This window comes from Rheinheimera sp. MM224 (assembly GCF_947090785.1).
Taxonomy (GTDB): Bacteria; Pseudomonadota; Gammaproteobacteria; order Enterobacterales; family Alteromonadaceae; genus Pararheinheimera.
This window is the reverse complement of the sequence record NZ_OX352320.1, coordinates 248,660-271,056: the sequence shown is the minus strand read 5'-3', so window position 1 is coordinate 271,056 and position 22,397 is coordinate 248,660. Positions and strand designations below refer to the sequence as shown.

General features: G+C 46.9%; 17 protein-coding genes and 5 tRNA genes. 1 reads left to right on the top strand and 21 read right to left on the bottom strand.

Annotated elements, in window-relative coordinates; all coding sequences use genetic code 11:
- Positions 1–43: 43 nt before the first annotated feature.
- From fusA to murB, 20 genes are all read right to left on the bottom strand, one after another.
- The gene (fusA, locus tag OM978_RS01310; protein WP_264344883.1) at positions 44–2,158 is read right to left on the bottom strand and encodes an elongation factor G; all 2,115 of its coding nucleotides are present in this window, start codon (positions 2,156–2,158) and stop codon (positions 44–46) included.
- Between the two features lie 27 nt (positions 2,159–2,185).
- On the bottom strand, positions 2,186–2,656 hold the full coding sequence (gene rpsG / locus OM978_RS01305) for a 30S ribosomal protein S7 (protein ID WP_008899788.1): 471 nt from the start codon (positions 2,654–2,656) through the stop codon (positions 2,186–2,188).
- 82 nt (positions 2,657–2,738) lie between these two features.
- Positions 2,739–3,116 (bottom strand): 30S ribosomal protein S12, encoded by a 378-nt coding sequence (gene rpsL / locus OM978_RS01300; RefSeq protein WP_008899789.1) that lies wholly within the window; start codon positions 3,114–3,116, stop codon positions 2,739–2,741.
- A 150-nt stretch (positions 3,117–3,266) separates the two neighbouring features.
- The gene (gene rpoC / locus OM978_RS01295; RefSeq protein ID WP_233010937.1) at positions 3,267–7,448 is read right to left on the bottom strand and encodes a DNA-directed RNA polymerase subunit beta'; all 4,182 of its coding nucleotides are present in this window, start codon (positions 7,446–7,448) and stop codon (positions 3,267–3,269) included.
- Positions 7,449–7,527: 79 nt separating this feature from the next.
- Complete coding sequence (gene rpoB, locus OM978_RS01290) at positions 7,528–11,553, bottom strand: DNA-directed RNA polymerase subunit beta (protein WP_264344878.1); 4,026 nt, start codon at positions 11,551–11,553, stop codon at positions 7,528–7,530.
- A 176-nt stretch (positions 11,554–11,729) separates the two neighbouring features.
- On the bottom strand, positions 11,730–12,095 hold the full coding sequence (gene rplL, locus OM978_RS01285; RefSeq protein ID WP_127688356.1) for a 50S ribosomal protein L7/L12: 366 nt from the start codon (positions 12,093–12,095) through the stop codon (positions 11,730–11,732).
- A 75-nt stretch (positions 12,096–12,170) separates the two neighbouring features.
- Entirely contained in the window at positions 12,171–12,656 is a 486-nt protein-coding gene (rplJ, locus tag OM978_RS01280; RefSeq protein ID WP_264344874.1) for a 50S ribosomal protein L10, read from the bottom strand.
- Positions 12,657–12,965: 309 nt separating this feature from the next.
- Positions 12,966–13,667 carry a 50S ribosomal protein L1 gene (rplA, locus tag OM978_RS01275; RefSeq protein ID WP_264344872.1) on the bottom strand — a complete coding sequence of 234 codons (702 nt, stop codon included), beginning with the start codon at positions 13,665–13,667 and terminating at the stop codon, positions 12,966–12,968.
- A 3-nt stretch (positions 13,668–13,670) separates the two neighbouring features.
- Complete coding sequence (gene rplK / locus OM978_RS01270; protein WP_053426135.1) at positions 13,671–14,099, bottom strand: 50S ribosomal protein L11; 429 nt, start codon at positions 14,097–14,099, stop codon at positions 13,671–13,673.
- A gap of 123 nt (positions 14,100–14,222) precedes the next feature.
- Positions 14,223–14,750, bottom strand: coding sequence for a transcription termination/antitermination protein NusG (gene nusG / locus OM978_RS01265; protein ID WP_413691211.1), 528 nt, complete (start codon positions 14,748–14,750; stop codon positions 14,223–14,225).
- Between the two features lie 15 nt (positions 14,751–14,765).
- A complete protein-coding gene (secE, locus tag OM978_RS01260; RefSeq protein ID WP_264344865.1) occupies positions 14,766–15,140 on the bottom strand; it encodes a preprotein translocase subunit SecE in 375 nt (124 codons plus the stop codon).
- Between the two features lie 81 nt (positions 15,141–15,221).
- Positions 15,222–15,298: transfer RNA gene (locus OM978_RS01255), tRNA-Trp, on the bottom strand.
- A gap of 214 nt (positions 15,299–15,512) precedes the next feature.
- Positions 15,513–16,697 (bottom strand): elongation factor Tu, encoded by a 1,185-nt coding sequence (gene tuf, locus OM978_RS01250; protein WP_264344863.1) that lies wholly within the window; start codon positions 16,695–16,697, stop codon positions 15,513–15,515.
- A gap of 77 nt (positions 16,698–16,774) precedes the next feature.
- A tRNA-Thr gene (locus OM978_RS01245) sits at positions 16,775–16,850 on the bottom strand.
- Between the two features lie 13 nt (positions 16,851–16,863).
- A tRNA-Gly gene (locus OM978_RS01240) sits at positions 16,864–16,938 on the bottom strand.
- Between the two features lie 28 nt (positions 16,939–16,966).
- Positions 16,967–17,051: transfer RNA gene (locus tag OM978_RS01235), tRNA-Tyr, on the bottom strand.
- Positions 17,052–17,061: 10 nt separating this feature from the next.
- Positions 17,062–17,137: transfer RNA gene (locus OM978_RS01230), tRNA-Thr, on the bottom strand.
- Positions 17,138–17,244: 107 nt separating this feature from the next.
- Positions 17,245–17,940, bottom strand: a complete 696-nt coding sequence (locus OM978_RS01225) for a type III pantothenate kinase (RefSeq protein ID WP_264344861.1) — start codon at positions 17,938–17,940, stop codon at positions 17,245–17,247.
- Complete coding sequence (gene birA, locus OM978_RS01220) at positions 17,940–18,944, bottom strand: bifunctional biotin--[acetyl-CoA-carboxylase] ligase/biotin operon repressor BirA (protein ID WP_264344859.1); 1,005 nt, start codon at positions 18,942–18,944, stop codon at positions 17,940–17,942. Before birA ends, OM978_RS01225 begins: the two co-directional genes overlap by 1 nt.
- Positions 18,934–19,926 (bottom strand): UDP-N-acetylmuramate dehydrogenase, encoded by a 993-nt coding sequence (murB, locus tag OM978_RS01215; protein WP_264344857.1) that lies wholly within the window; start codon positions 19,924–19,926, stop codon positions 18,934–18,936. Before murB ends, birA begins: the two co-directional genes overlap by 11 nt.
- A 148-nt stretch (positions 19,927–20,074) precedes the next feature.
- On the opposite strand from murB, the gene OM978_RS01210 reads away from it, so the two are divergent.
- On the top strand, positions 20,075–20,494 hold the full coding sequence (locus OM978_RS01210) for an acyl-CoA thioesterase (protein ID WP_264344855.1): 420 nt from the start codon (positions 20,075–20,077) through the stop codon (positions 20,492–20,494).
- Positions 20,495–20,659: 165 nt separating this feature from the next.
- On the opposite strand, the gene OM978_RS01205 is transcribed toward OM978_RS01210, so the two are convergent.
- Positions 20,660–22,048 (bottom strand): pre-peptidase C-terminal domain-containing protein, encoded by a 1,389-nt coding sequence (locus tag OM978_RS01205; protein WP_264344853.1) that lies wholly within the window; start codon positions 22,046–22,048, stop codon positions 20,660–20,662.
- Positions 22,049–22,397: the final 349 nt, after the last annotated feature.

The following is a 22,397-nucleotide window of genomic DNA, read 5'->3' as shown; positions in this document are numbered from 1 at the left end:
TTCTGTTAAATAGATCCAACTTAAAGTGGACCAAATTAAGTGATTAATCGTTACTACCAGTACTACTACGAGCTGCAATAATTGCTTCAGTCACGTTGTTTGGTGCTTCCATATACTTCAATGGTTCCATTGAATAAGAAGCACGGCCCTGGGTCAATGAACGCATGCTGGTTGCATAACCAAACATTTCGGACAACGGAACCTGAGCGTCAACGATCTTGATACCACCAGGAGCATCTTCCATACCGTTGATGATACCGCGACGACGGTTTAAGTCACCGACGATGTCACCCATGAAGTCTTCCGGTGTTACCACTTCAACTTTCATGACGGGTTCAAGGATCACTGGCTTAGCTTGCAGTGCGCCTTTTCTGAAGCCCATAGAGGCGGCAACTTTGAACGCCATTTCGTTTGAGTCCACATCGTGGTATGAACCATCGAATACGGTAACTTTCACGTCAATGACCGGGTAACCAGCAAGGATACCGTTTTTCATCTGTTCGATAATGCCTTTGTCGATAGCAGGAATGTATTCTTTTGGAATCACACCACCCACGACAGCGTTAACGAACTCATAGCCTTTGCCTTCTTCCTGAGGTTCGATTTTCAGCCAGCAATGACCAAATTGACCGCGACCACCAGATTGACGAACAAATTTACCTTCAACTTCAGTGCTGGCGCGAATAGTTTCGCGATAAGCGACCTGAGGTTTACCAACGTTTGCTTCCACTTTGAATTCGCGTTTCATACGATCCACGATGATTTCTAAGTGCAGCTCACCCATACCAGAAATAATAGTCTGGCTGGTTTCTTCGTCGGTGTGAACACGGAATGACGGATCTTCTGCAGCAAGTTTGCTCAGAGCGACACCCATACGTTCCTGGTCAGCTTTGGTTTTTGGTTCCACTGCAACAGAAATTACCGGCTCCGGGAATTCCATACGTTCCAGCGTAATAATGTGGTCAGGGTCACATAAAGTGTCACCTGTAGTCACATCTTTAAAACCTATACCGGCAGCAATATCACCAGCACGAACTTCTTTGATTTCCTGGCGGTCATTGGCATGCATCTGAACGATACGGCCAATACGCTCTTTCTTGTGTTTTACCGGGTTATAAACGCTGTCACCAGAGTTAATCACGCCAGAGTAGCAACGGAAGAAAGTCAATGTGCCAACAAATGGGTCAGTTGCGATTTTGAACGCAAGTGCCGCAAATGGCGCATCGTCGTCAGCATGGCGTAAGCCTTCTGACTCATCTTCGTTAATACCCTTAATAGCTTTGACCTCAGTCGGTGATGGTAAGTATTCAATCACAGCATCAAGCATCGCCTGAACGCCTTTGTTTTTGAATGCAGAACCACAAAGCACAAGAACCACTTCGTTAGAAAGAGTACGTTGACGCAAGGCCAAACGGATTTCGTCTTCAGTAAGCTCACCGCCTTCCAAATAACGTTCCATCAGCTCTTCATTGGCTTCAGCTGCTGCTTCTACCATGTTTGCACGCCACTCTTCACACTCAGCCAGCATTTCCGCAGGGATCTCTTCGTACGTGAAGGTCATACCCTGGTCAGCTTCGTTCCAGTTGATTGCTTTCATTTTTAACAAGTCAACCACGCCACGGAAGTTCTCTTCAGAACCAATAGGTAACTGAATAGGCACTATGGTGTGATTCAGACGGTCACGGGCTTGCTTCACAACACGCAGGAAGTTAGCGCCAGTGCGGTCCATCTTGTTAACAAAGATCAAACGTGGAACTTCGTATTTATTTGCCTGACGCCATACTGTTTCGGTCTGAGGCTGTACGCCTGAAGAACCACACAGTACGACAACAGCACCATCCAGAACACGCAGGGAACGTTCTACTTCAATAGTGAAGTCAACGTGCCCCGGTGTATCGATGATGTTTACACGATGTTGAGGGAACTGGCCCTGCATACCACGCCAAAAGGTCGTAGTAGCAGCGGACGTGATAGTGATACCACGTTCCTGCTCCTGTTCCATCCAATCCATCGTGGCGGCGCCGTCATGAACTTCACCGATCTTGTGAGACAAGCCGGTATAGAACAAAACTCGTTCAGTTGTCGTGGTTTTACCCGCGTCAACGTGAGCACAAATACCAATGTTCCGGTAAAGCTCAATAGGAGTTGTACGTGCCACAATCGAATCCTCTTAAAAAGGTCTGTCTTACCAGCGGAAATGCGCGAAAGCTTTGTTCGCTTCAGCCATACGGTGAACGTCTTCACGTTTCTTAACAGCAGAACCTTTATTCTCAACGGCATCCAGCATTTCACCAGCTAAACGCTGGGCCATTGATTTCTCGCCACGTTTACGGGCAGCTTCAACCAACCAACGCATAGCTAAAGCGTTACGACGAACCTGACGAACTTCACATGGAACCTGGTAAGTAGAACCACCCACACGGCGTGATTTAACTTCAACAGTAGGACGAATGTTGTCTAATGCAACTTCGAACAGATCCAGCTCTGGTTTTTTAGATTTTGTCGCAGCGATGTCTAATGCGCCGTACACAATTGATTCAGCTGTAGATTTTTTACCGTCGATCATTACGACGTTTACGAACTTGGCAAGTAATTCACTTCCGAACTTAGGATCTGGAAGGATTTTACGTTGACCTATGACGCGTCTTCTTGGCATTCGAAACTCCGATTGCTTCAGGGGATTCCAAAACTTTTAATGAAAAAAGTTACTTAGTTTGGCCTTACTTAACGGAGTTAAGTTATTTGTTCTTCGGCCGTTTAGCGCCGTATTTAGAACGGCCTTGCTTACGATCTTTAACGCCTGCACAGTCTAAAGTGCCGCGTACGGTGTGATAACGCACACCTGGAAGGTCTTTTACCCGGCCGCCACGGATCAGAACAACACTGTGTTCCTGTAAGTTGTGGCCTTCACCGCCGATGTAAGAAGTAACTTCGAATCCGTTAGTTAAACGAACACGGCATACTTTACGTAATGCAGAGTTAGGCTTCTTAGGTGTGGTGGTGTATACGCGGGTACAAACACCACGCTTCTGTGGGCAAGCTTCGAGCGCCGGCACGGTGCTCTTAGAGACCACCTGGCTGCGCGGCTTACGCACTAGCTGGTTGATTGTTGCCATTAAATACTCCTGGTTAAATAACTACCTATAAACGTGAAAATTCCGCACCCAAATTTGGGGCTGCGGAATTCTACTGGTCAACCTTTGACCTGTCAAGGAACAAAAAGGGATGGTCATTTGCTGGCGACCATCCCAATCTGCGGCTTCGACTTATTCGTCGTTGCCTGACAAGTCCATATTCAGAGCATCAGTCAGAGCTTGTTCAGCACTTTCTGCACTCATCGCCGGTTCAGCGACTTCGCCATTGGCGACACGTTGACGCTGACGGATACGGTTTTGGTGATACGCAAAACCAGTACCTGCCGGGATCAAACGGCCGACAATTACGTTTTCTTTCAGGCCACGCAGCTCGTCGAATTTTCCGCCGACTGCAGCTTCTGTTAATACGCGCGTTGTTTCCTGGAACGACGCCGCAGAAATGAAAGAGTCCGTTGACAGTGATGCTTTGGTAATACCTAACAACGACCGTTCGTACTTCGCAGGGATCTTACCTGCTGCTTCCAGTTCAGCGTTTGCAATATTAACGCGTGACACTTCCGCCATTTCACCTTCTAAGAACTCGCTGCTGCCTGGGTGAATGATTAAACATTTACGTAGCATTTGACGAATAATAGTTTCGATGTGCTTGTCGTTAATTTTAACGCCTTGCAGACGGTATACGTCCTGTACTTCGTTCACGATGTAACTGGCTACATGGTGGATACCACGTAAGCGCAGGATATCGTGTGGTGACTCTGGACCTTCGGAGATCACTTCACCTTTCTCGATACGTTCACCTTCGAACACGTTCACCTGACGCCATTTCGGGATCATCTCTTCATGAGAATCACCTTGCTCTGGAGTGATGATCAGACGACGTTTGCCTTTGGTTTCTTTACCGAAGCTAATAACACCTGAGATTTCCGCCAGGATGGCAGGATCTTTTGGCTTACGGGCTTCGAACAAGTCGGCAACGCGTGGCAGACCACCCGTGATGTCGCGTGTTTTCGAGCTTTCTTGTGGAATACGAGCTAATACAGCACCGGCTTTTACGTTCGAACCATCAGTCACTTCAATAGTGGTGAAGCTCGGTAAGCGGATTTCCTGTAATGCACCGTCGTCCATTTCTAAAATTAACTTAGGTTCTTTCGCATTGGCCTTGGATAGGTCTTTCACCACAGTACGGGTTAAACCAGTCAGGTCGTCCTGCTGAACTTCAGTGTTGGTATCATCGATATCGCTGTGCGATACCTTGGCACCACGTTCTACGATAATTGGGTGAGAGTGCGGATCCCAGCTTGCAACGATTTGGCCAGAAACGATTTTTGCATTGTCGTCAGTGGCTAAAATAGAACCGTATGGCAGCTTGTAACGCTCTTTCTCACGACCCATGTCGTCGAACACTGTGACTTCGGCTGAACGTGAAGTGATAACAATTTTGTTGTCACTGTTACGTACGAACTTCGCATTGTGTAACTTCAGGATACCTGAGTTCTTCACTTGTACGCTGTTCTCAGCTGATGACCGTGATGCAGCACCACCGATGTGGAATGTACGCATCGTTAACTGTGTACCTGGCTCACCGATGGACTGAGCAGCGATAACGCCTACAGCTTCACCAGCGTTGATGATGTGGCCACGGGCCAAATCACGACCGTAACACTTGGCACATACACCAAAGTTGGTCTGACAGGTAATTACAGAACGAACATAGACTTCGTCAATCGAGTGTTTTTCAATCGCATCACACAGCTTCTCGTCTAACATGGTGCCGTCTTCAACCAGCACTTCGCCAGTTGCAGGAACTACCACGTCGCCGATCACAACACGACCTAATACGCGCTCACGCAGACCTTCTACAACGTCACCACCTTCAATCAGTGGCTTCATCATAATGCCTTCTGTTGAGCCACAGTCAGATTCAGTCACGACTAAATCCTGTGCAACGTCAACCAGACGACGAGTCAGGTAACCGGAGTTTGCTGTTTTTAACGCTGTATCCGCCAATCCTTTACGAGCACCGTGAGTAGAGATGAAGTACTGAAGTACGCTCAGACCTTCACGGAAGTTCGCTGTAATTGGCGTTTCGATGATTGAACCATCTGGTTTAGCCATCAGACCACGCATACCGGCTAACTGACGGATCTGAGCTGGAGAGCCCCGTGCGCCAGAGTCGGCCATCATATAAACAGAGTTAAATGACGGTTGAGTGACTGTGTTGCCATCGCGATCCACAACTGACTCTTTCGATAAGTTGTCCATCATCGCCTTAGATAAGGCTTCGTTGGCGGTTGACCAAATGTCGATTACTTTGTTGTACTTTTCACCGGCCGTTACTAAACCTTGTTGGAACTGGTCCTGGATCTCAGCCACTTCAGCTTCTGCAGCAGAAATGATATCAACCTTGGCTGCCGGGATGACCATATCGTCAATACCAACAGACACACCAGACAACATGGCGTAATGGAAACCTGTGTACATGATCTGATCCGCTAAAATAACGGTATTTTTCAGACCAATACGACGGTAAGAGCCGTTCAGTAAACGTGAAATCTGTTTCTTACCCATAGCCTGGTTGATTGAATCAAAGGCTAAGCCTTCCGGCATGATGGAGTACAGAATGGCACGGCCTACTGTAGTGTCACGTACTGCAGTCACAGAAGAACGGGTGCCGTCTTCGGCAATAGTCACTTCAGTGATACGTACTTTGACACGGGCGTGTAAGCTGGCAACACCGGCACGGAATGCTTTTTCAGCTTCCTTGGCATGTTTAAAGATCATGCCTTCGCCTTTGGCGTTTACCGCATCACGCGTCATGTAATACAGACCCAATACAACGTCCTGTGAAGGAACGATGATTGGTTCACCGTTCGCTGGCGACAGAACGTTGTTCGTCGACATCATCAGCGCACGGGCTTCTAACTGAGCTTCAATGGTCAGAGGCACGTGAACGGCCATCTGGTCACCGTCGAAGTCGGCGTTGTATGCAGCACACACCAATGGGTGTAACTGGATAGCCTTACCTTCGATCAGTACAGGTTCGAATGCCTGAATACCTAAACGGTGAAGTGTAGGAGCACGGTTTAACAGCACCGGATGTTCACGGATTACTTCGTCCAGAACGTCCCATACAGCGCCTTCTTCACGTTCAACCATCTTTTTAGCCGCTTTAATAGTCGTGGCTAAACCGCGGGCTTCTAACTTACCGTAGATGAAAGGCTTGAATAACTCTAAAGCCATTTTCTTTGGTAAACCGCACTGATGCAGACGTAAAGTAGGACCTACTGTAATTACAGAACGGCCTGAGTAGTCAACACGCTTACCTAACAAGTTCTGACGGAAACGACCTTGTTTACCTTTGATCATATCGGCCAAAGATTTCAGAGGACGCTTGTTCGAACCCGTGATAGCGCGACCGCGACGACCGTTGTCTAACAACGCATCTACAGCTTCCTGCAACATACGCTTTTCGTTACGTACAATGATATCAGGAGCTGACAGGTCTAAAAGACGCTTCAGACGGTTGTTACGGTTGATCACACGGCGGTATAAATCGTTCAGATCAGAGGTAGCAAAACGGCCACCGTCCAATGGAACTAAAGGACGCAGATCTGGTGGCAGTACTGGCAGTACTGTCATGATCATCCACTCTGGTTTGTTACCAGAAGTGTGGAATGCTTCCATCAGTTTCAGACGTTTGCTGATTTTCTTGCGCTTTGTCTCTGAGTTGATTGTTGGCAACTCTTCACGCATTTGTTTGATCTCTGTTGCCAGTTCAATGCCACGTAAAATGTCCAGAATTGCTTCTGCACCCATTTTGGCTTCGAACTCGTCGCCGTGCTCTTCCAGCACGTCCAGATATTCTTCTTCAGTCAGCATCTGACGACGCTCTAAAGAAGTCATGCCTGGTTCAGTCACAACATAAGATTCAAAATACAGTACACGTTCGATATCACGTAACGTCATATCTAACAGCAAACCGATACGGCTTGGCAGTGATTTCAGGAACCAAATGTGGGCTGTTGGGCTAGCCAGTTCAATGTGACCCATACGCTCACGACGTACTTTAGTCAGAGTGACTTCAACACCACATTTTTCACAGATCACACCACGGTGCTTTAAGCGTTTGTATTTACCACACAGACACTCATAGTCTTTTACCGGTCCGAAAATCCGTGCACAAAACAAACCATCGCGCTCTGGCTTGAAGGTACGGTAGTTGATTGTCTCAGGCTTTTTCACTTCACCAAAAGACCATGAACGGATCATGTCTGGTGAAGAAAGGCCGATACGAATCACATCGAACTCTTCAGTTTTAGTTTGTTGTTTCAGAAACTTTAATAAGTCTTTCACCTTTGCTCTCCTGTAAGAGGTTAACCAGCAAGGGGCGGCGTACCGCCCCGGACAATTCGATTAGTTTTCCTAACCGGGGTTATTCCTCTTCCAATTCGATGTTGATACCGAGTGAACGGATCTCTTTCATCAATACGTTGAAAGATTCTGGCATGCCTGGTTCCATGCGGTGGTCGCCATCCACGATGTTTTTATACATCTTGGTACGGCCATTCACGTCATCAGACTTGACTGTTAACATCTCTTGCAGCGTGTATGCTGCGCCGTATGCTTCCAGAGCCCACACTTCCATCTCACCGAAACGCTGACCACCAAACTGAGCTTTACCGCCCAATGGTTGTTGAGTAACCAGACTGTACGAACCAGTAGAACGGGCGTGCATCTTGTCGTCAACCAAGTGGTTCAGTTTCAGCATGTACATGTAGCCAACAGTAACCTTACGTTCGAAGGTATTGCCGGTACGACCATCGTACAATGTGATCTGACCGCTGGTCGGTAAGTCACCCAGAGTCAACAGTTCTTTGATTTCGCTTTCTTTGGCGCCATCAAATACTGGAGTAGCTACAGGTAAACCCTTACGCAGGTTTTCTGCTAAACGACGCACTTCGTCATCTGTGAAGCTGGCGATATCAACGTTTTGACGTGACTCACCCAGCTCGTAGACCTTTTTCAGGAAGGCACGGATTTCCGCAACTTCTTTCTGGTCTTTGATCATGCCGTCAATCTTGTCACCGATACCACGGGCCGCTAAGCCTAAGTGAGTTTCAAGGATCTGACCGATGTTCATACGAGACGGTACACCCAGCGGGTTCAGTACGATATCAACCGGCTGACCTTTTTCGTCATATGGCATGTCTTCAACTGGAACAATGGTAGAAACCACACCCTTGTTACCGTGACGACCGGCCATCTTGTCACCAGGCTGGATACGACGTTTCACAGCTAAGTACACTTTAACAATCTTCAGAACGCCTGGAGCTAAATCGTCACCCTGAACAATCTTGCGACGTTTGGCTTCGAATTTCTTATCGTATTCAATACGGATTTCTTCGTACTGAGCCGCTAATTGTTCCAGATCGTTTTGCTTATCTTCATCAGCCAGGCTGTAGCCTAACAGAGCATCACCACGTAAGCCGTTCAGCTTAGTACGGTCAACGCCTGTGCTTTCAACCAGGTTGCGGGCACGTGAGAAGATACCTTCTTCAAGGATACGGAATTCTTCATTCAGGTCTTTCTTAGCCTGTTTGACTTCCATTTCTTCGATTTCACGAGCACGTTTGTCTTTTTCAACGCCATCACGGGTGAAGACCTGAACGTCGATAACTGTACCAGTTACAGAGTTAGGCACACGTAATGAGCTGTCTTTAACGTCAGAAGCTTTTTCACCGAAGATAGCGCGTAACAGTTTTTCTTCCGGAGTCAGCTGGCTTTCACCTTTAGGTGTCACCTTACCCACCAGAATGTCGCCGCCTTTCACTTCAGCACCGATGTAAACAATACCGGCTTCGTCCAGCTTAGATAAAGCAGACTCACCTACGTTTGGAATATCAGCAGTGATTTCTTCAGGCCCTAACTTGGTATCACGAGCGATACAGCTCAGTTCCTGAATGTGAATAGTGGTTAAGCGATCTTCCTGTACTAAACGCTCGGATAACAAGATCGAATCTTCGAAGTTGTAACCGTTCCACGGCATGAATGCCACGCGTAAGTTTTGACCTAAAGCCAGTTCACCTAAGTCCGTAGACGGACCATCGGCCAGTACATCACCACGTTCAATCGGCTCACCATGGTTTACACATGGACGCTGGTTGATACAGGTGTTCTGGTTAGAACGGGTGTATTTAGTCAGGTTGTAGATGTCGATACCGGCTTCACCGGCAACCATTTCTTCTTCGTGTACTTTAATTACGATACGGCTGGCGTCGACATAGTCAACAGTACCACCACGTTTCGCCACTACAGTTACACCAGAGTCTTTGGCAACAACACGTTCTACACCAGTACCTACTAACGGCTTATCAGCACGTAATGTAGGAACGGCCTGACGTTGCATGTTTGAACCCATTAATGCACGGTTGGCGTCATCGTGTTCCAGGAACGGGATCAGAGCAGCAGCAACAGATACGATCTGCTGTGGTGCAACGTCCATATACTGAACCTTGTCGGCCGGCATTAAGGTGAATTCGTTTTTGTAACGGCACGGTACTAAATCTTCAACCAGACGGTTTTCTGCGCTTAACTCGGCGTTCGCCTGAGCGATAACAAAGTTACCTTCTTCAATCGCAGATAAGAAATCGACTTCGTCAGTCACAATACCATCTTCAATACGACGGTAAGGTGTTTCGAGGAAACCGTATTCGTTGGTCTGAGCAAACATAGACAGCGAGTTGATCAAACCGATGTTTGGACCTTCTGGCGTCTCGATTGGACAAACACGACCGTAGTGTGTTGGGTGAACGTCACGTACTTCGAAGCCTGCGCGCTCACGGGTCAAACCGCCCGGGCCTAACGCAGAAATACGACGTTTGTGCGTTACTTCTGACAGTGGGTTGTTCTGGTCCATAAACTGAGACAGCTGGCTTGAACCAAAGAACTCTTTCACCGCAGCAGAAATAGGCTTAGCGTTGATCAGATCTTGTGGCATCACAGCGTCCAGATCACCTAAAGACAAGCGCTCTTTTACTGCACGTTCCACACGAACTAAACCAACACGGAATTGGTTTTCAGCCATTTCACCAACAGAACGGATACGTCTGTTACCTAAGTGGTCGATATCGTCCACTTCGCCTTTACCGTTACGAATGTCGATTAAGACTTTCATTACAGCCAGGATATCGTCTTTGGATAAAACGCCTACGCCTTTACCTTCTTCGAAGTCAACACGACGGTTGAACTTCATACGACCTACAGTAGACAGGTCATAACGATCTTCAGAGAAGAACAGGTTTTCAAATAAAGTTTCAGCAGCTTCACGCGTTGGTGGCTCGCCTGGACGCATCATACGGTAGATTTCTACCAATGCTTCCATGCGGTTGCTGCTTGGATCGATTCGGATGGTTTCAGAAATATAAGAACCTTGGTCCAAATCGTTAATGTAAAGAGTTTCGAAAGTTTCGTAGCCCGCTTTTGCTAGTTTTGCTAACAGCTCCAGTGTGAGCTCTGCGTTCGCCTCGGCAATAATCTCTCCGGTTGAACGGTCAGCGTAATTTTTTGATAAAACGCGGCCTACTACATATTCATGTGGAACTTCCATCAGTGTCATGCCAGTTTTTTCTAACTGACGCACATGACGGGCAGTAATACGACGACCAGCTTCTACGATCACTTCGCCATCGTTGTCTTTGATATCAAAAGCAGCTGTTTCACCACGTAAGCGGTTTGCGACCACTTCCATCAACAGTTTGCCGTCTTTAATTTCAAAACGGGTGCTTTCGAAGAAAGTACTTAAAATTTCTTCAGTACTTAAGCTCAGCGCACGTAATAAAATAGTGGCTGGCAATTTGCGGCGACGATCGATACGCACGAACAGGTTATCTTTGGCATCGAACTCAAAGTCTAACCATGAACCACGGTAAGGGATCACGCGAGCATTGTATAAAACCTTGCCTGAGGAGTGAGTCTTGCCACGGTCGTGGTCAAAGAATACGCCCGGGCTACGGTGCAGCTGAGAAACGATAACACGTTCAGTACCATTGATTACAAAAGTACCGTTTTCAGTCATCAACGGGATTTCGCCCATGTAGACTTCTTGTTCACGGATATCTTTGATTGTACCTGGCACTTCTTTATCAAATAAAACCATGCGCAGTTTGACACGCAGCGGAGCTGAGTAAGTCACACCACGAATTTGGCACTCTTTGACGTCAAAAACCGGCTCGCCAATGCGGTAGCTGACATATTGCAGCTCGGCACTACCTGAGTAGCTTTTAATTGGGAATACAGAACGGAATGCAGCTTCTAAGCCGTATCCACCTTCTGGATCAGGTTCGATAAATTTGCTGAACGATTCAATTTGAATCGACAACAGATATGGCACATCCAGCACTTGTGGACGTTTGCCGAAGTCCTTACGGATACGTTTCTTTTCAGAATAAGAGTAAGTCATGGGGTTCCTCAGCTAGCTGATTTTTTACCCTACCTACCCTCTAGGGGCGGCTTGAATGTTACCGACATGGCAACATTAGGGTGGGGAAAATCAATGTCCCACAGCGCAAAAAGGCCGGTGGTTATTTCACCACCAGCCTAGCCTGAAATCAGGCGTATAATCTAGAAAAATCTAGATTATTTAACTTCAACAGTAGCACCAGCTTCTTCTAACTCTTTCTTCAGAGCTTCAGCTTCGGCTTTAGAAACTGCTTCTTTAATTGCAGCTGGAGCAGCTTCAACTAAATCTTTAGCTTCTTTCAGGCCTAAACCAGTAGCGCCGCGAACAGCTTTGATTACTGATACTTTGTTAGCGCCAACAGCTGCCAGAATTACGTTGAATTCTGTTTGTTCTTCAACAACAGCAGCTGGACCAGCAGCAACTGCAACAGCAGCAGCAGCAGAAACGCCGAATTTTTCTTCCATAGCGCTAACTAATTCTACAACTTCCATTACAGACATTGCAGCGATAGCATCTAAGATTTGATCTTTAGTAACTGACATTGCTCAGATTCCTAAATTAAGGGGACGTATCCCGTATTAAACTTTAATTCTAAACAAAACGTAAAATTACGTTGCTTAGGCTTGTTTTTGGTCGCGAACTGCGGCGATGGTACGTACCAATTTGCCGGCTGCTGCTTCTTTCATAGTGCTCATTAAACGTGCAATAGCTTCGTTGTATGTTGGCAACGATGCTAAAACGTCAATGCTTACTGTGGCGCCATTGAAGGCTGCGCCTTTCAGCTCAAACTTAGCATTTTCTTTCGCGAAATCTTTGAAGATACGCGCTGCAGCACCTGGGTGCTCTTTAGAGAATGCAATCAGTGTTGGGCCAACGAACGCGTTGCTTAAACACTCGAACTCAGTGCCAGTTACTGCACGGCGTACTAACGTGTTACGGACAACTTTCATCCACACGCCAGCTTCACGAGCCTGCTTACGCAGTTCAGTGATTTTGCCTACAGTGACACCGCGAGCGTCTGCAACTACCGCAGATAAAGCACCTATGGCAGCTTCCTGAACTTCAGCAACGATCGCTTTTTTGTCATCAAGCTTAATAGCCATTGGCTCTTAACTCCTGGTTCTTCCAGACGGTATTGTCTGGTTGCCTACACAACGTTAATCAGTAAAAAACTTACTGCTTAACGCGCGATTTACGGTGAGAGCCAGATTGATAGGAATCTTTCTGGGGCTAACACCGTCTGCGTAGGTTGTGCTTTTAAGCCACGCCTTTTAAAAAAATTTGCGGCACCTACGGTCTTGGACGGAAGCCGAAAACTTTGTAAACAAAGTCCGGCTTCTACCCGAATTTTTGAGCGCGAGATTATAAAATAACCACGCGCTCCTGTAAAGCAGCTATTTCAGTAGACTGAATTAGACTTTGGCGTCCAAAGAAGCCTGGTCTAAAACGATACCTGCGCCGTGAGTAGTAGAAATGGTCACTTTCTTGATGAAAACGCCTTTTGCTACAGATGGCTTAGCACGCTTTAATGCAACTAACAGAGACTCGATGTTCTCTTTCAGTTTGTCAGTGTCGAAGTTAACCTTACCGACTGTAGAATGGATGATACCATTCTTGTCGTTACGGTAACGAACCTGACCAGCTTTAGCGTTTTTCACTGCTTCAGCAACGTTTGGAGTCACTGTGCCAGTTTTAGGGTTAGGCATTAAACCACGTGGGCCTAAGATCTGACCTAACATACCAACAACACGCATTGCGTCTGGAGAAGCGATAACAACATCAAAGTTCATCTCGCCTTTCTTAACTAATTCAGCTAAGTCTTCCATACCCACGATGTCAGCGCCTGCAGCTTTAGCAGCTTCAGCGTTAGCACCCTGAGTGAACACAGCAACACGTACAGTGCGGCCGGTACCGTGTGGTAACACAGTAGCGCCACGAACGTTTTGATCTGACTTACGAGCGTCGATACCCAGGTTGATGGCAACATCAACTGATTCAACGAACTTGCCAGCTGTTAATTCTTTTAATAACGCAACTGCGTCATTGATCGCGTATTCACGAGTAGAATCTACTTTTGAACGGATTAATTTAGCACGCTTTGATAATTTAGCCATTGATTAACCCTCCACCACTAAGCCCATTGAACGGGCAGTACCAGCAATAGTGCTCAGTGCTGCTTCGTCGCTACCTGCTGTTAAATCAGCACGTTTGATCTTAACGATCTCTTCCAGCTGAGCAACAGTCACTTTACCCACTTTCTGGGTATTAGGACGGCCTGAACCACCTTTTAAACCAGCAGCTTTCAATAATAAGAAAGAAGCAGGTGGGGTGCGGGTTTCAAATGTAAATGAGCGGTCGCTGTATACAGTGATCACTACTGGAATAGGCATGCCTTTTTCCAGTGACTCTGTACGGGCGTTGAAGCCTTTACAGAATTCCATGATGTTCACACCGTGTTGACCCAATGCTGGACCAACTGGTGGCGACGGGTTTGCCATACCAGCTTTAACTTGTAATTTTACAAGTGCCGTGACTTTCTTTGCCATGTTTCACCTCAATTTAGGGTCTCAGCCTCGTAAGTGCGAGGACACTTACTCAAACGGCTCCCCTGACGTTAAAAAAGGCCGCGATTATATTTTAATCAGCGGCCCGATACAAACTATTTCTACTTAAGCTTTTTCGACCTGGCCAAATTCCAGTTCAACAGGAGTAGAACGACCGAAAATTAACACGGATACCTTCACGCGGCTTTTCTCGTAATCTACTTCTTCGACCACGCCATTGAAGTCAGCAAATGGACCTTCAGATACACGAACCACTTCACCCGCTTCGAACAGAGTCTTAGGTTTCGGCTTATCAGCGTTATCCTGCAGGCGGTTAAGAATAGTATCAGCTTCTTTCTGGCTGATAGGTGCCGGACGGTCTGACGTACCACCGATGAAACCTAATACACGTGGCACGCTTTTCACTAAGTGCCACGCTTCTTCACACATTTCCATCTGCACTAATACGTAGCCAGGGAAAAATTTGCGTTCAGACTTACGTTTCTGGCCAGCGCGCATTTCAACAACTTCTTCAGTTGGAACCAGCACTTCGCCAAACTTGTCTTCCATTTGCTGGATCTTGATATGCTCACGCAATGAAGTCGCTACGCGCTGTTCAAAACCCGAAAAAGCCTGAACTACATACCAACGCATTTTTCCTGACATAACTTAGATCCCCAGACCTGTGATAAATGATACAAGGCTTAATAATACTGAATCTAAGCCCCAAAGTGCTAATGCAACAATCAAGGTCGCAACCATTACAATTATAGTGGTTTGCATCGTTTCCTGACGGGTTGGCCATACGACTTTGCGAACTTCAGTTCTGGCTTCTTTAGCAAACTCTATAAATGCAGCGCCTTTGCTGGTCTTGGCTGCAATAAAAGCTGCCAGGCCGACTAAAACCACTATGCTTGCAGCTTTTTCAACTGCAGAAAACTCATATATATAGTTCGCTGCGACCATCAGGGTCAGCAGAACTAAGATGCTCAGCCACTTGACTAAATCTAAGCCGCCTTTTGGGGTTTCACTCGTTGCATTCATGCTTTAACTCACTTTCCCATGGCTTGTTGTTACAAGCTACTACTTCGACTAACGTGCAAAACACCTTAGCGCCTAAATAAGTGGCAGGGGCGGAGGGATTCGAACCCCCAACCATCGGTTTTGGAGACCGCTGTTCTACCAATTGGAACTACGCCCCTACAGAAAATTGTGCCAACTGCCAAAGCAGCGCCACAAAAATAGCCGCTCATTATACTGCCTTAGACGACTAAAACAAGATAAGGATCCGACTTGAAACTATTTAATCAGGATTAGCTGTGCAGAACTCAAGCCTGTTGTTCTGAATTTTCCGGCTTAAGCGAACAAAGCTATATAAAAAAGGGCTCCTGTGGAGCCCTTTTCAAGTATTGGTTATTACACCAGTACTTTAGATACTACACCAGCACCTACTGTGCGGCCACCTTCACGAATGGCGAAGCGTAAACCTTCGTCCATCGCGATTGGGTTGATAAGCTCTACAACAAACTTCAGGTTGTCGCCTGGCATTACCATCTCTACGCCTTCTGGCAGTTCTACTGAACCAGTGACGTCTGTAGTACGGAAGTAGAACTGTGGACGGTAACCTTTGAAGAATGGTGTATGACGACCACCTTCTTCTTTAGATAACACGTACACTTCACCTTCGAACTTGGTGTGTGGCTTGATTGAACCTGGTTTTGCTAATACCTGACCACGTTCTACGTCTTCACGTTTAGTACCACGTAACAGCGCGCCGATGTTCTCGCCTGCACGACCTTCGTCTAACAGTTTACGGAACATTTCAACACCAGTACAAGTAGTGGTCACTGTGTCTTTCAGACCAACGATTTCTACTGACTCGCCTACTTTTACGATACCTTGCTCTACACGGCCTGTTACTACAGTACCACGACCAGCAATTGAGAATACGTCTTCGATTGGCATGATGAATGGCTTATCAATCGCACGTACTGGCTCTGGAATGTAAGAATCTAAAGCTGCTGCCAGCTCAAGGATTTTTGGTTCCCATGCTGCATCGCCTTCCAGACCTTTTAACGCTGAACCACGGATTACCGGCAGGTCATCACCTGGGAAATCGTAGTCTGACAGAAGCTCACGAACTTCCATCTCCACCAGCTCTAACAGCTCTTCGTCGTCTACCATGTCACATTTGTTCATGAATACAACGATGAAAGGTACACCTACCTGACGAGATAACAGGATGTGCTCACGAGTCTGTGGCATTGGGCCGTCAGTCGCTGCAACTACCAGGATTGCGCCGTCCATCTGAGCAGCACCAGTGATCATGTTCTTCACATAGTCAGCGTGGCCTGGGCAGTCTACGTGGGCGTAGTGACGTGATGGTGTATCGTATTCAACGTGAGAAGTGTTGATCGTGATACCACGAGCTTTCTCTTCTGGCGCTTTGTCGATTTGATCGAAAGCGAATGCCTGACCACCGTAGTGCTTGGCCAGTACGTTAGTGATAGCAGCAGTTAAAGTAGTTTTACCGTGGTCAACGTGACCGATGGTGCCTACGTTAACGTGCGGTTTATTACGTTCGAATTTAGCCTTAGCCATAAATAGACCCTTTTTAACAAACGGTGGTTGTATGAAATAAGTGTTTTTTGATTGTAAAGCAAGAGAGGCTTTTAAGATGGTGCTGATACCCAGAATCGAACTGGGGACCTCATCCTTACCAAGGATGCGCTCTACCGCCTGAGCTATATCAGCAACGTGATCTGTTTGGAGCGGGCAGCGGGAATCGAACCCGCATCATCAGCTTGGAAGGCTGAGGTAATAGCCATTATACGATGCCCGCGGCCTACTCGTAGCTATTGTACTGAAAATGGTGGAGGGGGAAGGATTCGAACCTTCGAAGGCAGTGCCGGCAGATTTACAGTCTGATCCCTTTGGCCACTCGGGAACCCCTCCACTATACTAATGGTGCCGCTTATCCGAGTCGAACGGATGACCTACTGATTACAAGTCAGTTGCTCTACCAACTGAGCTAAAGCGGCACTACGTCAGTGGGTGCGAATTCTAGTGGAATGACCCACCCCACGCAACAGGAAATAAAAAAAACTTATAAATTACGGCCTGAATGCTCAATAAGTACACAAAATGGTCAATTCGGCTGAATATAACGGGCTAAACCCTGAAAGATCAATTGAGGTTCAAGCTGAATAGGCAGATCGGTCAGGTATTTTTGCAGAAGCAACGCGTCGCCACCCGTTAAGATAATCCGTTGTGTTGGTTTAATTGCATGGGCCTGACGAATAGCCCCAACTAACGCAGCTATAGCGCCCTGATACAAAGCTGTGGCTGTATCGGTTGCCGGACATAATTGCTCTGTTTCCAACTCCGCCGAAAATACTTTGGCGGTTTTGCTTAACACAGCTTCTTGCTGCAGTTTTTGCCCGGCCAAAATCCAGCCACCCTGATGCACACCAGCACCACTTAACCAATCAATAGTTAAAGCTGTACCAGCGTCTGCTATTAACAGCTCTGTATTGGGGTACAACTCTGCTGCTGCCACTAAAGCCAGCCAGCGATCCACACCTAATAAATGCGGCTGCTGATAACTATTAGTAACGCCAAAGGCCTGAGCTTCACTGCGGATTTGGATAAAAGGAATGGCAGATGGAATTTGCTCACGTATTGCCAACACCCGGCTGTCTGCCGCCACACTGGCGCAATACACAGCCGTTATTGACGACCACTGCTCTGCACTGATGTTTTCCAGCTGTATTTCGCTCAGTTGTCCGCCAGCAGCTAAACGGGCTTTGCTGCGGCTATTGCCTATATCCAGTAATAATTCCATCACAGCGCCTTTCTTAAGCTAAGTTCACCGCCATAAAAGCTTTGCTTCTGGCCATTGATATCCAGCACCAGCCCACCCTGAGCATCCACACCAGCACAAAGACCAGTGATGGTTTGACTGCCACTTGATAACGTCACTTGCTCACCGGCAAATTGATCCAGCAGATTAAAGTCCTGCACATAGGCCGCAAAGCCCTGTTGACTAAAATGCTGTAATTCCAGCACCAGTTGATGCTGCAACAAAGCGACTAGCAAATTACGATCTATGGGCTGACCCAAAGCCGAAGTTAAATCAGCCCAAGGCTGGTCTACAGCTTTATCTGTGTGATCCGGCATACGGATATTTAAGCCTAAACCTATGACGACATCACACTGGGCATGAGTTTGCCCGGCCAGCTCAACTAAAATACCACCGAGTTTTTTATACTCTATATACAAGTCATTTGGCCACTTCAGCCGCACTGGCAATTGCCATTGTTGTTGCAGCACTTTTGCTACGGCCAGACCAACAACCAAACTTAAACCCATAGCGGCCTGAATTCCTTGCTCCAGTTGCCAGTACATTGAAAAATATAAATTGCAGCCAAAAGGCGAAAACCACTGCTTACCCCGCCGACCACGGCCTGCGGTCTGAGCTTCAGCCACCAACACAGCACCTTTTTCCGGCGCTACCCCATCTTTGAGTTTTTGCATCAGCTGGCTATTGGTGGAATCAGTGACAGATTGCACCCAGACTGGTGCCAGTTGTTTTTGCTGTTGTTTAATCAATGCCGCATCCAGCAACTGCACAGGCTGAGCAAGGCGATAGCCTTTGCCTTTAATTTTGTATAAATCCAAACCGTACTGCTGCAATTGTTCTAAATGTTTGGCAACAGCAGTGCGGCTTATCCCTAACTGTTCCCCCAGCCACTGGCCAGAACACAAATCGCCATCAGCGAGATAATGCACCAGTTGCCGCTGTACAATAAGGCTATGGGGCAAGGTTTTACGTTGTTCATTGGCCAAGTAAGCGCACCTCAGGTTCGAGCTGAACAGCAAACTCTGCAGCAACTTTTTGCTGTATCAGCGCAATCATTTGCAGCAACTCTGTTGCTGTGCCCTGACCAAAATTCACCAACACCAACGCTTGTTTTTCATAACAGCCGACATCACCGATACGCTGACCTTTTAAACCCACTTGTTCTATCAGCCAGCCTGCCGCCAGTTTGACCAGACCATCAGCCTGTGGATAAAACGGCATTGCAGGATAAGAATGTTGAATAGCGTCAAAGACAGTGTGGTTGATCACAGGGTTTTTAAAAAAGCTGCCGCAGTTAGGCAATATTGCTGGATCAGGCAATTTGGACTGACGCACAGCAATAACAGCTTGCGCTACTTCAGTAACAGAACTTTGTGGGTTTAAATGCTCCAGCCCTTTGTAACCTAATTTCGGCTGACTTTGTTTTTTTAGCGTCAGCCCCACAGCAACAATGACGCCCTGACCGGCAAGAACCGTTTTGAAAATACTGTCACGGTAGGCAAAACCACAATCACTTTTGCTTAAACGCTGAACTTCGCGGCTTTGCCAATGAAAAAAATCGACATAATCACAGCAATCGGCCAGCTCAGCACCATAAGCACCTATGTTTTGTACCGGAGCTGCACCTACGCTACCTGGTATTAAAGACAGGTTCTCTAATCCCCACCAGCCCTGAGCTACAGTCCAACTGACCAGTTGATGCCAGTTATCCCCTGCTTCTATATGCAGTTGTACATTCTGGTCGTCTTCTGACAGCACAGTCCGGCTTTTAGCTAAATAACGTAAAACAGTCTGACTTTGATCGGTCAGGAAAATGCTGTTGCTGCCCTCACCTAACAGCAAAGGTGTGACATCAGGCTGATAGGCCAATAATTCAACCAAAGACTCCAACTCAACCAATTCGGCAAGCTGTGTATCTAAGGCAAAAGTGGAATACGATTTAGCAGAGAGCTGCTGTAACAGACGCATAAAAGCACCAAAGAACCAAAGTGCGCTTATTCTACTGGTTCCACAGCGACAGGCCAAAAAAATCTCAGTCTTGACTGACAAAAACCTCATTAACCCCAGACAAAAACTATGGCATGATGGCGCCAGACAGGTCCAACCAGAGAGCTTTATGTTACATCACACTTTTATCAAAGTCCGGGGTTACCACCTGGATGGTTACCAGCACGTCAATAACGCCCGCTATTTGGAGTTTCTGGAAGAAGCCCGCTGGGGTTATCTGGAACAACATGGCGATATAGAGCATTTCGAACAGCTGGGTTTGGCCTGGGTGATCGTCAATATCAATATCAACTACAGAGCTCAGGCCACTATGGGCCAGCAACTGCGTATTGATACTGAATTCAGCGCTATCAATACCAAAAGCTCCATTATTCATCAGAAAATATGGCTGGAAGGCACGGACACTTTAGTGGCTGACGCCAATATCACTTTTGTCTGTCTGGATAAAAACACAGGTCGTGCTGTGGTGATTGAAGGGGATTTAAAAAATCGTCTTGAGCCACGTCTGACAAACCAGATCGCTATTTAATAAAGAGCCATCATCTGAATCCGAAAAAAAAGCCAGTCCCTTGGCTTTTTTTATATCAAGTAACCCTTTAGTACGGGCTGCTGTATGTATAGAAACATGTTTTCCTGCTATCCAGTCTAATACGGACTGATAAGCGTATAGAAACTCGCTTTACTGCTATCCAGACTAATAGGGGCTGGTTGGAGTATAGAAAGACGCTTTACTACCATCCAGACCAATACGGCTTGGCACTATAGAAGTACTGTTATTGATCAGATTGTACTGATCGCCACTGACCAGTTTGTAACGCAACAGGTTATTCACCTTCACTGGCTGACCACAGCTGGTTTGGACATACTGAGTCTGAGCATCAGATTTCAGGATATAGACCTCATTAGTACCATCTACTATGCCTTGACCGACACTGTTCACAAACAAGGAGGTCGCTTCTGAAATCGCCACTACTCGGCTGGCAGCTCCAACCTTCGCCTGGAACACCATAGAGCGTCCCATCCGATCTCGCTGACGGAAGTGAGTATCGTTGATCACTCCTTGTAGCGCAGGGAAGTTCAGGAAGCCCGTACTGATATTAATAGTTGCATGGCAGAAATCTGTCACAGCTTCAGCGCTGATAGCACCAGCTACACCATCCGGATCATAAATATGCTGGCTCAACACGTGATCACCAGCCGAAGTCCCCCCTACTACACCACCTTTGTCATACACATGCTGAATAGCAACTTGCACCTTAGTACCTTTCCAGGCATTCAGATAAGCCGACTGATCACCACCAGCCAACCAGACAAACTCAGCAGAGCGGATAGCCCAATCGACATAATCCGTATTGGCTTTGGTCACAGTGTCGACAATGATGGTTTCGACAGAAGCGGCATTGGTTAAGCCTTGCAAATAAGTGTTGTAGGCATTGGTACCCGAAGTTCGCAGTACGACAATGTTGCCCCCCTGAATATGTGGCCCAACTCTTAAGCTAAAGGCATTATCCACATCAGTACCGCCACCCATTAACAACAAGGCAGGGGTGGATAAGGTGACACAAGTATCGGTGCCAGAGCCTGTGATATAGCTGGTTAAATTACTGGGTTTTGACGGTCGTGCCCCATAGTTACAGCCTGCTGTTGGAGGTGGATTTTCGCCACCGCCGCCCCCAGTATTACCGACAAAGTTTGCGTTCAACTGATAAGTACCAGTACCGCTGTATCGTGTGACTTTAATGTAATGGCGCCCTGCAGGTGATGCGGTATAAGTGCCACTGTCCGGGTTGGCACTGCTTTGTCCCGACATAATATAGCTGCCGGAGCTGCGATACAGATACCAGTCAAAGTCTTTGCCTGAGCCATGGCTTAAACTGACACTGATATCTCCTGTTGCTGTGGTATCAAAATAATACCAATCCTGGTCTGAACTACTGCCTATGCTGGCCGCTACTGTTGTGCCACTGCATAAGGCGCCATCAGCCGTGCCTTCGGTATTATTACTTTCACTTTCTTGTTGCAAACAAGCGAAGCTGTGGCTGCTAAATAGCAGCGCCAACACGCCTAAGAGAGGTGCTTTCATTTTTATTTTCCTGCTTCTTTTTATGATTTAAAACGGCCAAAAGGCCATGGTTTTACAGGCAGCCGAAAAGCTGCATATAAAATTCGGTCAGATTAGTTGCGGATATTTATTCGTCGAACCACTCGGATAAGTGGTAATCAGTGGAGCACGCATGCAGATTTGCCGGAGCTGCTGTCCGGGCAAATGTTACTGAGCAAGCGTGAATTGAAGTCATAAAGTGTCAAAACTAAATAAGCGATGTAATTTAATATTTATGCTTTTGCTTTTTCTGTCAAGGCGAAATAGTGAACTACTGCCAAATTGCTATTAGCTTTCGGCCGCTTAACCGCAAAACTCATGACAACAAAAC